General features: G+C 68.5%; 12 protein-coding genes and 2 pseudogenes. 5 read left to right on the top strand and 9 right to left on the bottom strand.

Features of this window, described 5'->3' with window-relative positions:
- Window positions 1–167 precede the first annotated feature (167 nt).
- Window positions 168–431, bottom strand: a complete 264-nt coding sequence (locus ACO2Q2_RS16965) for a hypothetical protein (protein ID WP_423257432.1) — start codon at window positions 429–431, stop codon at window positions 168–170.
- Between the two features lie 428 nt (window positions 432–859).
- Here ACO2Q2_RS16965 and ACO2Q2_RS16960 point away from each other — a divergent pair, with 428 nt between their 5' ends.
- Window positions 860–1,864, top strand: coding sequence for an integron integrase (locus ACO2Q2_RS16960; RefSeq protein ID WP_423257431.1), 1,005 nt, complete (start codon window positions 860–862; stop codon window positions 1,862–1,864).
- 157 nt (window positions 1,865–2,021) lie between these two features.
- On the opposite strand, the gene ACO2Q2_RS16955 is transcribed toward ACO2Q2_RS16960, so the two are convergent.
- Together ACO2Q2_RS16955 and ACO2Q2_RS16950 are read right to left on the bottom strand one after the other, a co-directional pair.
- Entirely contained in the window at window positions 2,022–2,297 is a 276-nt protein-coding gene (locus ACO2Q2_RS16955) for an EscU/YscU/HrcU family type III secretion system export apparatus switch protein (RefSeq protein WP_423257430.1), read from the bottom strand.
- On the bottom strand, window positions 2,294–3,538 hold the full coding sequence (locus tag ACO2Q2_RS16950) for a flagellar hook-length control protein FliK (RefSeq protein WP_423257429.1): 1,245 nt from the start codon (window positions 3,536–3,538) through the stop codon (window positions 2,294–2,296). The genes ACO2Q2_RS16955 and ACO2Q2_RS16950 overlap by 4 nt, the downstream gene beginning before the upstream one ends.
- Window positions 3,539–3,894: 356 nt before the next feature.
- Between ACO2Q2_RS16950 and ACO2Q2_RS16945 the strand changes: the two genes are divergently transcribed.
- The 4 genes from ACO2Q2_RS16945 (at window position 3,895) to ACO2Q2_RS16930 (ending at window position 7,054) form a co-directional block, all read left to right on the top strand.
- Window positions 3,895–4,215, top strand: coding sequence for an STAS domain-containing protein (locus tag ACO2Q2_RS16945; protein ID WP_423257428.1), 321 nt, complete (start codon window positions 3,895–3,897; stop codon window positions 4,213–4,215).
- Window positions 4,216–4,228: 13 nt separating this feature from the next.
- Complete coding sequence (locus ACO2Q2_RS16940) at window positions 4,229–4,591, top strand: response regulator (RefSeq protein ID WP_423257427.1); 363 nt, start codon at window positions 4,229–4,231, stop codon at window positions 4,589–4,591.
- A gap of 17 nt (window positions 4,592–4,608) precedes the next feature.
- Complete coding sequence (locus tag ACO2Q2_RS16935) at window positions 4,609–6,585, top strand: chemotaxis protein CheA (RefSeq protein WP_423257426.1); 1,977 nt, start codon at window positions 4,609–4,611, stop codon at window positions 6,583–6,585.
- Between the two features lie 262 nt (window positions 6,586–6,847).
- Window positions 6,848–7,054, top strand: a complete 207-nt coding sequence (locus ACO2Q2_RS16930; protein WP_423257433.1) for a hypothetical protein — start codon at window positions 6,848–6,850, stop codon at window positions 7,052–7,054.
- Window positions 7,055–7,075: 21 nt separating this feature from the next.
- On the opposite strand, the pseudogene ACO2Q2_RS16925 reads toward ACO2Q2_RS16930, so the two are convergent.
- The 6 genes and pseudogenes from ACO2Q2_RS16925 to ACO2Q2_RS16900 all read right to left on the bottom strand — a co-directional run.
- Window positions 7,076–7,190 (bottom strand): annotated as a pseudogene (locus ACO2Q2_RS16925) (IS110 family transposase); the annotation flags it as partial.
- 109 nt (window positions 7,191–7,299) lie between these two features.
- Window positions 7,300–8,319: a magnesium and cobalt transport protein CorA gene (locus ACO2Q2_RS16920; RefSeq protein WP_423257425.1), complete on the bottom strand. Its 1,020-nt coding sequence runs from the start codon at window positions 8,317–8,319 to the stop codon at window positions 7,300–7,302.
- Window positions 8,320–8,364: 45 nt separating this feature from the next.
- Window positions 8,365–9,585, bottom strand: coding sequence for a DUF4105 domain-containing protein (locus tag ACO2Q2_RS16915; protein WP_423257424.1), 1,221 nt, complete (start codon window positions 9,583–9,585; stop codon window positions 8,365–8,367).
- A gap of 470 nt (window positions 9,586–10,055) precedes the next feature.
- Window positions 10,056–11,426 carry a UDP-N-acetylmuramoyl-L-alanine--D-glutamate ligase gene (gene murD / locus ACO2Q2_RS16910; protein WP_423257423.1) on the bottom strand — a complete coding sequence of 457 codons (1,371 nt, stop codon included), beginning with the start codon at window positions 11,424–11,426 and terminating at the stop codon, window positions 10,056–10,058.
- An 87-nt stretch (window positions 11,427–11,513) separates the two neighbouring features.
- Window positions 11,514–12,911 carry a UDP-N-acetyl-alpha-D-muramoyl-L-alanyl-L-glutamate epimerase gene (gene murL, locus ACO2Q2_RS16905; protein ID WP_423257422.1) on the bottom strand — a complete coding sequence of 466 codons (1,398 nt, stop codon included), beginning with the start codon at window positions 12,909–12,911 and terminating at the stop codon, window positions 11,514–11,516.
- Between the two features lie 335 nt (window positions 12,912–13,246).
- Window positions 13,247–13,372: pseudogene (locus tag ACO2Q2_RS16900) on the bottom strand (DUF559 domain-containing protein); the annotation flags it as partial.
- Between the last annotated feature and the right edge of the window lie 236 nt (window positions 13,373–13,608).

Below are 13,608 nucleotides of genomic sequence, written 5' to 3'. Positions count from 1 at the left end.
GCTATGCGGCACTGATGTTTGTGCTTGGGTGTCGCCGGTGAAAGCCGAAACCGTGGCTGCCGCGATCAGGGCCAGAAGTTTCCTCATTCGCAATCTCCCAGCTCTGTTGCTGTGGACGTCTAACGCTGGAATTAAGCGGCGGCGCAGCCGTCCGCTTGGATGACTGGTTAGGTGCCGTTGCCGGACCTGCGGAAGATGACGATACCAGTAAAGACGAGATCTACCAGCGCTGCCCCAACTAGCCACATCGCGGCCGGGATAAGAAAGTTTTGCATCGCGTCACTAGCCTCATGTACAGCCTGGCTCAGCGCACCTTGAGTGCACTCGCCGAGCAGGTGCGGCGGCGCAAGGGATATGAGGAATCTCTCGGCGCTGAAGTAGAACGCCACCAAGTTCAGCACGACAAGGATGACAAATGTTCCTTTGAACATGGTGGCATCTAACGCTTGAGTTAAGCGGCGGCGCAGCCGTCCGCTTGGACGAGAAGTTAGACGGTTGCGACGCGGTGCGCTTGGGCGAGGCTGTTGGCCTGGATGAGCGCAGAACGACGAGCAACCGACCCCCACAAACTACCAGCTTTGAAAGCGGAGGGCATTGCCGCAATGCCGCGCGGAGTGCTGCTGCGGCGAGAGACGACAAGCCAGCGCGAAGCTGGGCGAAACACACGACACGAAAGACCAACACGAGCTACCGACTAACGCTATGTGGATTGCAAAACGCAGTCTAATCCTGCGGCCTATCCCCGGGAACTTCACCTGTCACCGCGGTACTCCCCTACAACATTCAACGACTTGCGCTGCTCGGTGCAGCCTAATCCTGCGGCCTAATCTTGCAACCCTTATCGGCGGTGGGGGTAGGTATGGCATCGTTCCACGGCAAGGGGGCTCAGGCAAGCGCGGAGGGGGCGAAGTCGCCGAAGTTGCTCGACCAGGTGCGCGATCGGATGCGTCGGCTGCATATGTCCATACGCAGCGAAGAGGCCTATGTCGGCTGGATTCGGCGTTTCATCCTAGCCAATGGCAAACGCCATCCGCGGGATCTGGGTGCCCAGGAGATCGAGCGGTTCCTTACCCGATTGGCGGTGCGTGGTCGGGTGTCGGCGTCCACGCAGAATCAGGCGTTGTCGGCGTTGCTATTTCTCTACAAGCAGGTGCTGGGGGTGGAGTTGCCATGGCTGGACGGCATCGAGCGGGCGAAGCGGCCGCAGCGGGTGCCTACGGTACTGACTCGCGCCGAGACCAGCGCGCTGTTGGGTGAACTGCGCGGCGTGCACTGGCTGATGGGAAGTTTGCTGTACGGCACGGGCATGCGGCTGATGGAGTGCGTTCGCCTGCGGGTGAAGGACGTGGATTTCGAGCGCCACGAGATCGTGGTGCGGCAAGGCAAGGGCGCTAAGGATCGCCGCACCATGTTGCCGTTGAGTCTGGTCGATCCACTGCGCGCGCAGTTGGCCGAGGCGCGACGCGTGCACGAACGGGATCTGGCTGCCGGCTTCGGCCGGGTCTGGCTGCCGGATGCGCTGGATCGCAAATTTCGCGGCGCGGCGGCTGACTGGGGTTGGCAGTATGTGTTTCCCACGTTGGCGCGCAGTGTCGATCCGCGTGATGGCGTGGAGCGTCGCCATCATGTGGATGAATCGACGCTGCAGCGGGCGATCAAGCAGGCGCGCGATCGAGCGGGCATCGCCAAGCCAGCCACCTGCCACACGCTGCGCCATTCGTTCGCCACGCACCTGCTGGAGGCCGGCCAGGACATCCGCACGATCCAGGAGCTGCTGGGCCACAAGGACGTGGCCACCACGCAGATCTACACCCACGTGCTCAACCGGGGCGGGATGGGCGTGGTCAGTCCGCTGGATCGGTGAGGGCGGCAGTCCCGGCGACAGGGTGAGATGAAGGCTGTGGGGCTGAAGCCGCTCCCACAGGGGATCGCCGCGCGCGGGGTTCTGTGGGAGCGGCTTCAGCCGCGACGTTGCTGCTGCGCAGCTTCGGGGCTGATGCGTTCCCATCGCGCTGGTTGGCTCAGAGTGTTTCGCCCGACGCCTCGTACACGCAGGCGAGCACCGAGGCGGCGGCGGCGTAGAGGGTGCCGGGCACGTCGTCGCGCAGGCGCAGGGCGGCGAGCAGGCTGGCGATCTGGGCGTCCTGGTGCAGCGGAATGCCCTGGTCGCGGGCGCGGGCGAGCAGCAGGTCCAGCGTTTCGGCGGGGGCGCGCGGTGCGGCGACGGGCGCGTCGCTGCGGCCGCTGGTGAGTTTCAAAGTCACCCGGCGCCGGGGATCGGGAAGGGCCTGGGTCATGCGGTGGCCTTGAGCAGGTGGGCGCTGTGGCGACCGTGCGCGCGTGGCAGGCCGGTCTGGCAGCTGAGCTGGTCGAGCAGCAGGCCGCAGGCGGACAGGCGCTGGCGCAGCGCGGTGAACTGCTGCTCCAGCCGCTCGGTGGTACTGGCGCGCTCGGCCCACAGCCGCACCGACAGGCGCAGGTCGTGCAACTGCAGCTCGCCCTGCACCGGGCCGAGCGTGGGCAGGTCGATGGCAAAGCCCAGGGTCCACTGCCGCGGGGCATCGGGAGCGGCGTCGGTGGGGTAGTCCAGCTGCAGTTGCAGCACGTCGTTGCCGTCGCGGCCCTTGATGGGGATCTCGGTGATCCACGCGGGCACGGTGCTCGCTTCGAGCTGGGCCACTTCCACCCGTGCCAGCGCGGCGCGCACGGCGGTGTGCAGCTGGCCGAGCAGGGGCGCGGTGTCTACTTCGCCGGTGAGGGTGGCGAGGCCGGCGGCGGTGGCCGCGGCGCGGGCCTGCGCCTGCAGGCCGCGTTGCAGCAGCGGCGGGGCGGTTTCGTTGCCGCTGCCGGCGGCGCCGGGGTTGAGCGGGCTGCCGCGCGGCGGCGCGTAGCTGTCGAGCAGGTTGGAGAGCTTGAGCAATACGGCCTTCCAGTCGTCCTCGCCCACGCCGGCGGCGAGCAGCGGGGTCTGCGCCAGGCTCGATTCCATGAACAGCCCGCTGCGCAGGATCGCCTCGCGCAGACCGGCGCCGGTGGTGATGTCGGCGGGCGTGCGCATGGCCTGTTCCAGTTGCGCCAGCGCCGGACGCAGCGCGGCGGGAAGCTGGCGCATCACGGGGCGCTGGGCCAGCGCCTGCACGGTGGCGAGCAGCGGGGCGAAGCCGTCCTGCTGCGGCAGGCGCTCGCGCAGCGCCACCTGCGCCACCGAATCGCCGGCCTTGGGCAGCATCACTTCCAGCGTGGGCTGGGTGCCCAGGCTGAGCACGCGCACCTGGAACTGCGCCGGCAGCGGCGTGGATGCCTGCCCGGTGGGCAGCGGGTTGTACGGGGTTTGCGGGTTGGGCAAGGAGCCCTGCTGGCCGCCGGGCATGTCCGCTTCCACCACCATGGCGCCGATCTGCAGCACCAGCTTGCCCTGCTCGGTGACGCCGAGCGGGCGCGCGGACAACACCACGCCGATGCGCCAGCTCTCCGCGGTGGTGCCGGAGGCGGCGCCGAGCCAGGTGAGCGCGGCGAGGCTGGTGGGCTGGATGATCATGCGAGGCTCCTTCGCCCCACGGCGATGGTCGTGCGGATACACGACGACTTGTCGGGGATAACGGCGGCGGGCGGGGGAACTTTAGCGGGGATGAACGGGGCGTTCGTGCCGTCGTCGATCCAGCATTCGTCGGGATCGGTGCAGAGGCACTGGATCCCAGCTTTCGCTGGGATGACGGCAAAGGCAGACGGGCCACAGCTCAAGTCCCCGACTGCCTCAAACCTGCCCGTCATCCCAGCGAAAGCCGGGATCCAGTGTCTGTGACCGTGGCGAAGTGGATGCCCTAAAGCCCTCGCCACTGCGGCCGATACAGGCTCCGAACGAAGTCACGGCCGGCACGGCCACGGGGCAAGCGCATGGCTGGCAAGGCGTCATCGAAGGGCAGGCAGGTCAGGGCGGCGGCGATCGCGCTGCCGGCGGATTGCCGGCTGGGCGCGCTCGATGCGCTGGCGCCGCAGCTGCGCGAAGCCGTCCGTGGCGGTGCCGCGGCGCTGGACGGCGCCGCCGTGGAGAAGGTGGACGGCGCGGCCATGCAGTTGCTGGTGGCGTTCCGCCGCGCGGCCGCGGCGGGGGCCTGCGCGGTGACCTGGAGTGCCGCCAGCGACGTGTTGCGCGAGGCGTCCAGCCTGCTCGGGCTGGACGGCGAACTGGATCTGCCGGCCGCCCGGCCGGCCTGAAACGAGGTGGACGATGGCAAAGATTCTTGCAGTGGACGATTCGGCGTCGATGCGCGGCATGGTGGCCTTCACCCTGCGCGGCGCGGGCCATGAGGTGAGCGAGGCCGAGAACGGCCAGCTCGCACTGGACCAGGCCAGGGTCGGCAAGTACGACCTGGTGCTGGCCGACGTGAACATGCCGGTGATGGACGGCATCGCGATGGTGCGCGAACTGCGCACGCTGCCCGAATACAAGGGCGTGCCGATCCTGATGCTGACCACCGAGTCGCACACCGACAAAAAGATGGAAGGCAAGGCCGCCGGCGCCACCGGCTGGCTGGTCAAGCCGTTCGATCCGGAGCAACTGCTGGCCACCGTCAACCGCGTGCTCGGCTGAGCCGGAGAGAAGCCCTCATGGCCAACGTCAGCATGGCGCAGTTCCACCAGGTGTTCTTCGAGGAGAGCCTGGAGGGACTGGACAACATGGAAACGGCGCTGCTGGCGCTGGACGAGGGCGGCGGCAAGGAGCTGGTGCACACCATCTTCCGCGCCGCCCACTCGATCAAGGGCGGTGCGGCCACGTTCGGCTTTCCCGAGATGGCCGCGTTCACCCACGAGGCCGAATCGCTGCTCGACGAGCTGCGCGACGGCCGCCGCGCCATCGACAAGCCGATCATCGAGCTGCTGCTGCGCACGCTGGACTGCCTGCGTGGCATGTTCGCCCGCGCCCAGGCCGGGCAGCCGTTGAACGACGAGGTGGCCGAGGGCCTGCGCGGCGAACTGGCCGCGATCATGGGCCGCGCCGCCGAGACGCAGGTCAGGGCGCGCCGCGCCCGCGACCATGCCGATGCGTGGAAGATCGCCTTCCGTCCGCATCCGGGCATGGCCGCCAGCGGCAACGATCCGCTGCGCCTGCTGCGCGAGCTCAGGGCGCTGGGCGAGCTCAGCGTCACGGCCGAGCTGGATCGGCTGCCGGCGCTCGATGCGCTGGATGTCTCGCAGTGCCATATCGGCTGGACCATGGAGCTGCGCGGGCAGGTGACGCGCGAGGCGATCAAGGGCGTGTTCGACTGGGTGGAGGACGAGTGCGACCTGGCCATCGAACCGCTGCACGTGGTGGCCCCACCGGCCGCCGCCGCGGCACCCAAGGCCACCGTCACCGATGCGGCCACGGCGCGCGCGGCGCGCGAGTCGACGCCGGTGGTCAACGCCGAGTCCAGCTCGGTGCGCGTGTCGATCGACAAGATCGACAGCCTGATCGACCTGGTCGGCGAGCTGGTGATCACCCAGTCGATGCTCGACCAGTTCCGCGAGGAATTCGATGCCTCCAAGCTGGCCCTGCTGCAGGAAGGCCTGACCCAGCTGGCGCGCCACACGCGCGAGCTGCAGGAAAGCGTGATGGGCATCCGCATGCTGCCGATCGGCTCGGTGTTCAACCGCTTTCCGCGGCTGGTGCGCGACCTCAGCGGCAAGCTGGGCAAGCACGTGCGGCTGGACATGCACGGCGAGCACACCGAGCTGGACAAGACGGTGCTGGAAAAGATCGGCGATCCGCTGGTGCACCTGGTGCGCAACGCGATCGACCACGGCCTGGAAATGCCCGACATGCGCCGCGCCGCCGGCAAGCCGGAGCAGGGCACGCTGCGGCTGGAGGCGTTCCATCGCGGCGGCTCGATCGTGGTGGAAGTGGGCGACGACGGCGCCGGGCTGAACCGCGAGGCGATCGTGGCCAAGGCGATCCAGCGCGGACTGATTTCCTCGGGTGAGGGGATGGCCGACGACGCGGTGGCGGAGCTGATCTTCCAGCCCGGCTTCTCCACCGCGACCGTCACCACCGACCTCTCCGGCCGCGGCGTGGGCATGGACGTGGTCCGCCGCAACGTGTCCGACCTCGGCGGCACGGTCACCATCCGCACCACCCCGGGCAAGGGCAGCACCTTCACCATCGTGCTGCCGCTCACGCTGGCCATCATCGATGGCCTCACCGCCGCGGTGGGCCAGGAGTGCTACATCGTGCCGCTGGTGTCCATCGTGGAGTCGGTGCAGCTCAAGCCCGACGCGGTGCGCAGCGTGGTCGGCGGCGGCGAGCTGTTCCGCTTCCGCGGTGAATACCTGCCGGTGATCCGCCTGCACGAGACCTTCGGTTGCACCGGCGCCAGGCAGGCGATCGAGGACGGCCTGATGATTGTGGTGGAAGGCGACGGCACCCGCGTGGGCCTGTTCGTCGACGGCCTGATCGGCCAGCAGCAGGCGGTGGTGAAGTCGCTGGAGGCCAACTACCGCCGCGTGTCGGGCGTGTCCGGCGCCACCATCCTGGCCGACGGCTCGGTGGCCCTGATCGTCGACATCGCCGGGCTGATCCGTCTGCAGGCGCGCCGCAAGGCGGCCTGAGAGGCTGAGCCACCCCGTATCGCCGTCGGCATGACGTCGGCGGTGATCTTCGCGGAGCACTGATGCGCGGTTGTGGCCGAGGGCGCGGTTGTGGGAGCGACTTCAGTCGCGACGCTCTTTACCTGAGGCCGGGCCGTCGGGGCTGAAGCCTGAGGTTTCCCCACAAATAGTAATCAAGTTGCTTGCCGGTTAATGTCGGCAAAAACCACGCGCATGACGCGGTTTTTTCCTCGCGACATTCAAGCCGTGAGGAGTCCACGTCATGCGTGCAGCATCCGGCTTGGAGGTCATCACCCGCGGACTGGATCACTTCCTGAAACCCACCTCATCGAAAAGGCAACACGACTCAATCCTGCGCATCGGCAAGGAGTTCATTCTCCATGGCTGCACGGGCCTCTCCCTCCATCAAATCCGCCCTCCCGACCTGCCTGCCGATGCGATTTCCCCGCCGCTCAACAGACAAAAATAAGCGGGAAAACCTCAGGCTGAAGCCCCTCCTATGCTCGGCCACCCGCTGCGGGCAACAACCGCACCCGCTTGCCGGCGACCTGGAACGCACGCGCCCAGGCCTGCGCGCCCGGGCCCGGCTCCAGCAGGATCTCCACCCCCCGGCGCGACCGTCCGCACGAAATGTTGGTTATCTCAAGCATGCCACCGCGGCGCCTCGACGCCTCGGCCGGGGGCGAGTCCCTCCAATTACAGGGGCTGCTCGTTCTACAGCCAGCGCGACTTGCGCAGCCAGGTGAAGATGCCGCCGACCACGGCGATCACCAGCACGATCATCGCGGGGTAGGCCCACGGCCTGTCCAGTTCGGGCATGTGGTGGAAGTTCATGCCGTACCAGCTGGTGATGAGGGTGGGGGCGGCGAGCATGGCGGCCCAGCCGGCGAGCTTCTTCATTACTTCATTCTGGCCGAAGGTGACCAGCGAAAGGTTGATGTTGATGGTGGCGCCGAGCATTTCGCGCATGGCGCCCACCGACTCGTTGACGCGGAACACGTGGTCGTAGACGTCGCGGAAGTAGGCGCGCAGGTCGTCGGGGATGAGGTTGGGGTGCAGGCGCACCAGTTGGCTGATCACGTCCTGCATTGGCGCGACGGCCAGGCGCAGGGTCATCAGGTCGCGCTGCATGTCGTACAGGCGCCTGACCGTCTCGCGGTTGAAGGTTTCCGCGAAGATATCCTGTTCCAGTGTCTGCAGCTCCTCGCGGAAGTCGCGCACGATCGGCAGCAGGTTGTCGACGATGAAGTCGAGCACGCCGTAGAGGCCGTAGCTCGGGCCGAGGGCGAGCAGTTCCGGCGAGTGCTCGCAGGTGCGCCGCGCCGGCGCATAGGAGAGCGAGGCGCCGTGGCGCACGGTGACCAGGTAGCGCGGGCCGAGGAAGATGTGCGTCTCGCCGAAGGCGAGCTTGCCCGCCACCAGCTGGGCGGTCTGCACCACGATGAACAGCGAGTCGCCGTAGGCCTCGATCTTGGTGCGCTGGTGAGCGTGGTGCGCGTCCTCGATCGCCAGGTCGTGCAGGTCGAACTCCTCCTGCAGCTTCTCCAGCAGTGGTTCGTCCGGCTCGTGCAGGCCGACCCAGACGAAGGTGTCCGGTTGCTCCAGCACGTCGCTGATCGCGTCGAGCGTGATGTCGCCGATGCGCTTGCCGTCGCGATGGTAGGCCACGCAATTGATCACCATGCCGCTGGCGGGCACGGGCTCGGTGGTCCTGGAGGTCGTGGTGGGAAGCATCGACGCATCATGCCCCTGCGCATTGCGGCCGGGCAATGGCGGAACTCAGCGCGGCACGTGGCACGCAGATCGCAGCGACCACGCCAGCGCGAGCCATGCGGGCAGCGCGAGCAGCAGCCACGGCTGGTTCTGCTGGACCACGCCGGGCAGCAGGTGCAGCACGATGGCGAGCAGGCCGGCCAGCAGTTGAAGCATCAGCAGGCCATCGACCCGGCGCGGCGTGGCCACGCCGCGCCGGCTGCGCCAGATCGCGGGAATCAGCACGAACGCCAGGGGATTGAACAACAGCAGGTTGGCGTTGGCCCATGCCGAGTGGTGGCTGGTGAGGGTCCACAGGCCGAGCATGAGCAGGCCGGCGAGCCCGGCCAACACCAGCCAGGTGACGGCGAGCAGCACGAACAGGAGCGGGACGCGGCGGCGCGCGATCACCAGCAGCATGGCAAGCGCGGCGCCGGCGAGCGCCATCGGGCCGCGCAGGTCGGGGGCTTGCGGTGGCGGTGCTTGCACGCGGTTGGGCGAGACTTGGCGTTCTTCGATCACCAGCGGCGAGTGGCCGCCGTGACCGTCCGGCACCTGCACCGCGCGCAGCTCGCGCTGCAATGCCATCGGGATGAACGCTTCCTGCCAGCCGCTGAGCGGGTGGTCGGCGTACGGCCCCAGGCCCAGGTCGAGCAGCAGCATCAGCCACGGTTGCGCGCTCATCAGCCGATCGGTCTGCTGGCGGTAGGTCATGCTGCCGGGGCGGGCGGCGAGGGCGGTCTTGAGGATGCCGCCCAGGGCCTTGTCCAGTGCGTCGCGCACGCGGGTGCTACAGTTGTCGACGTAGTAGTCGTAGTCGTAGCGCGCGTTTTCCGGACGCAGGTTCCACAGCAGGAAATCGCGCAGCGCAGCGGCCTGCTCCGGCGTGAAGGCGAGGCGCTGGCGGGTGATCGAGCGACCGGCCTGCACGTACCAGCCGGTGTCCACGGCGGTCGGCTCGGCGTCCATCAGGTAGTGCATGCGGCCGCGCGCGAAGTTGAGCAGGAAGCCCTTCTCGTCGAAATCGAACACGCCGTAGTTGAAGCTGATCGCCTCGCCGTCCTGGCTGTCACGCAGTTCGATGGCGATGTGGCCGAAGCGCTCCCAGTAGGTATCGCCCGGCCCGTAGGTGATCACGGTGACCTGCAGGTTGGCGCCCGGGGCATTCGCCACGTCGGCGTGGGCGGGCCACGTGCTGCCGAGGAGCATCCACAGAAACAGCGCGAAGACGCGGCGGAGCAGGGGCATCGGTATGGGCGGTCTGGATGCGGGAACGCCACTGTAGTGGCGGACGCGAGATGCGTCGATGCCGGCGCTGGCGAGGTCGCGGTCGGGGCTGGAAGCCCCTCCTGGCGTCACATTTCCCGTGGCGTGTCGGGTTATCTCGACAGCGCTCGCGGGCGGGCCGCCCCTGTAGGAGGGGTTTCAGCGTTTCAGCCCCGACGTCGCGACTGAAGTCGCTCCCACCGAAGGTGCGTGGTCCGCGAGGTCCTGTGGGAGGGGCTTCAGCGCTTCAGCCCCGACGGCCGTGCATCCCCAGCCCGAAAAGCCGCACATCATGCAGCGGCCAGTCCGGCCACTGCGGATGCCCTGCCCGATCTGTCTCGGCCCACGCCGCCCCTCACCCCGGCTTGCGCAGCAGGATCACGCGCCGGTCCACGCTCTCCACCCGCCCGCCGAAGCGTGCCGCGCCGCACAGCGGGCAGGCGGCCGGCGCGTCAGCGGATGCCGAGGCCATCGATGCCGGTGGCCTCGACGGCGAAGCCGGCCAGCGTGGCGAAGCGGCGGCCGCGTTCGGCGTAATCCCTGAACTGGTCGAAGCTGGGCGCGCCGGGCGACAGCAGCACCACGCCGCCCGCTGGCGTATGCGCACGCGCCTCGTCGGCCGCGGCGGAGAGGTCGGCCACGCGCAGCACCGGGCACGCGACCATGTTCAAGCGCAGCGCCGCCTCGATGCGCGGCCCGTTGGCGCCCATGCACACGATCGTCTGCGGCGGATGCGCCTGCACGTAGTCGACGAACGGCGCCCAGTCCACGCCGCGGTCGTAGCCGCCGACCAGCACCGTCACGGCGCGCCCCGGCAGGCTTTCCAGCGCGGCGACCACTGCCGGCGGCGTGGTGGCGATGGAGTCGTTGATCCAGTCCAGCCCGTGGTGCCGACCGAGCGGCTGCAGCCGGTGCGGCAGCGGGCGGAAGCTGGCCAGCGCTGGCGCCGCGGCCAGCGCGTCGTAGCCAAGCAGATCCAGCGCCGCCAGCGCGGCGCCGACGTTGAGCGCGTTGTGCAGGCCGGGCACGCCGAGCTGCGCCACCGGAAACACTTCGCGATCGCCGCAGCGGATAAAGCCGTCGGCGACGTGCCAGCCGGCGACATCGCCGAACACGTGTCGCTGTGGGTGGCCGGCAGTGTGCGCCAGCAGGTTGGGCTGCCGGCCGTTCACCAGCAACGTGCGCGCCACGTCGCCCAGCTTGAGCTTGTCGGCCACGTAGCGCTCGCGCGAGCCGTGCCAGTCCAGGTGCTCCTCGTACAGGCTGGTGATCACCGCCAGTTCGACCGGGCCGGCCTCGCCGGTCTGGAAGCTGGAGAGCTCGATCGCCCACAGCTCGGCCGACTGCCCCTGCAGCTCCAGCAACGGCAGGCCGATGTTGCCGGCCAGTGCGGTGCGCACGCTCAAGGATCGCGCCAGGTGCGCGAGCAGTGCGGTAGTGGTGCTCTTGCCCTTGGTGCCGGTGACCGCCACCACGCGTGCCGCAGGCTGCCCTTCAACCATGTGTTCGCCGAACCACAGCGCGGTGCCCGAGGTGAACACGGTGCCCTGCGCCTGCGCGGCGATCACGGCCGGCTTGTAGATCGAGATGCCCGGCGACTTCACCACCACGTCGTAGGCGGACAGCGCCGCCGCGTCCGGCTCGTGGCCGTACACGGCCAGTGCGGGATCGAACGCGCGCGCCGCCTCGACCTCGCCTTCGCTGCAGTAGAGCGCCAGCGGCAGGTGCGGCAGGCTCGCGCGGATCGCGGCGATCGCCGCGCGTCCCTCGCGGCCGAAGCCCCAGACCGCGACGCGCCGGTTCGCCAGATCAGCGATACGCACGGCCCGCCCCCTGCAGGAGCGCACCCTGTGCGCGACTGCTTTTCTGCACATCCATGCCGGGTCGCGCACAGGGTGCGCTCCTGCAGGTCATGGGTTGGGTCCGCCGATGGCGGCCAACGCCGGCTGCAGCCGCGCCGGCACGTGATGCTCGCCGGACGGCGCCAGCCACGGCTCCAGCGCCAGCTGCGCCACGTCGAGCTGCGGCAGGATCTCGCTGCGGAAGCGCGCGACCAGCGCATCCTCGGCCCACTCCGGCCGCCGGCTCAGCGCGACCATCGCGGCACGCGCCTCGGCGCCCTCGCCCACGCATTCGAACGGCTTGTGATCCTGGTATTCCAGCAGCGCGTCGAAGCCGGCGGCCTGCGATTCGTCGTCCAGCAGGTTGCGGCCGAAGATGGCGAGCAGCCGCGGCTTGGGGCAAAACGGCGCCAGCGCCAGGAACACGAAATGGCATTTCGGACACTGACCGCACCAGCGGTCGGCCGGCCTGGGGCCGAGGATGCGGAAGTTGCGGTTGCAGCTTGAGAAGCTGTCGAAGTACGGCGTGAGCTTGGCAAACGCGCGGGTGATCGCCAGCTCCGAATACGGACGCAGCAGCGAGCAGTAGTCGAGATCCGCCGCCACGTGCGAGTGCAGCCAGTCCGACAGCAGCGTCTCGAAGGCGTAGCCCTTGCTCCACTGGTGGTTCACCTGCTGGCCTTCGTACTCCAGCGTCGCCGCCGACGCCGAGCGCTCGTTGGCGAAGGCGATGGAATCGTGGCCGTAGAGGATGGCCGCCACGGCGAGGATCGCCGAGTTCACCGCGGTCACCGGGATGTGGCCGTTCCACGCGCCCAGCCGGTTCAGCTCGAACAGCTCCGGCGCCAGCTCGCGCTGGATGTTCAGCGTGGGCAGGCCGGTGCGCTCGGCGCAGGCGGCGATCAGCGGGGAGTTGCCGACCCACACCGCGGTGGCGTTGCCACCGATGGATTTGATCGCCTCCACCGCGACCAGCGAATCCTTGCCGCCACCGATCGGCACCAGGGTGCGTTTCGGTAGGTTGAGTGGTGGAGCTTGGGGTGCGATTGGCCCCTCACCCCCACCCTCTCCCCGGCGGGGAGAGGGAGATGCTGAGCCGCGCGGGAATTTGATGCGGCCGCGCAGGTCCAGCCCGTTGCGATAGGCGAACTCGGCCAGGCCGTGCAGGTACAGCGCGTCGAGCAGATCGGCGGTGGCATCGTCCAGCGGACCATCCGCCACCTCGATCTGCGGCGGCACGCCGGCCTTGTAGTAGCTCACGCCGGCGACCAGGTGCAGCAGCTTCAGCGCGGCGTCGAACGCGGCCTGTCGCGCTGGGGGCAGCACCGGAGCGGCAGGAAAGCGGATGCGCTCGACCAGGGGCTCGCCGTCGTCGAAGGCGTAGCTCAGCTCGGCCATGCCGTCGGCGTAGCGGGTGCCGAGGAAGCGGAAAACCTGGGTGAGGCGTGGTTGGATGGTGTGGGTCACTTTGCTGCTTGCCTTGCCTGGAGCCCGATGGACGGTCACGGTGAGGTTGGCCCCTCACCCTGCCCTCTCCCCGGCGGGGAGAGGGTTCATCCGTCGCAACCGGAATGCGATGGTGTACCTGAGGCTTACTCCCTCTCCCCTCTGGGGAGAGGGTTGGGGTGAGGGGCCGCGCTCGCCAAGGCCTCCATACCACCTCGAGCACGCTCTCAATGTTCGTCAATACGTCATTGTTCCAGAAACGCAGCACGCGGTAGCCCCGGGACTGCAAAAAAGGCCGTGCGTCGCGCGTCGTAATCCTGCTGATCGCCGTGCTGGCCGCCGTCAATCTCCAGTACCAGCATGGCCTCCCTGCAGACGAAATCGGCGATGTACGGGTCGATATCGTGCTGGCGACGGAACCGATGGCCTCCCGGTGCGCGGTTTCTCAATCGATACCAGAGCGCGTGCTCCGCGTCGGTCATGTTCCGGCGCAGTCCGCGCGCCCGTTCCACGTGTTGGCGTTCCATCCTTGAACGCTCCTTTGTTGGTTTCCTGCGAGATTGGCCCCCTCACCCCAGCCCTCTCCCCAAGGGGCTGTCTCTTGATCACATCTCCGCCGGTATCTGCTTGCTGAGCCAATAGCCCTCCAGCCGTTCCTGCAGCCGGAACCAGCCATACCAGAGCGTGTCCCAGCCGGGCCGGCCGGTGCGTTTGGTGT

The organism is Dyella sp. KRB-257, from assembly GCF_049445995.1.
Lineage (GTDB): Bacteria > Pseudomonadota > Gammaproteobacteria > Xanthomonadales > Rhodanobacteraceae > Dyella_A.
Note: the sequence above shows the minus strand (reverse complement) of the source record. Positions and strands in the feature narration are given on the sequence as shown.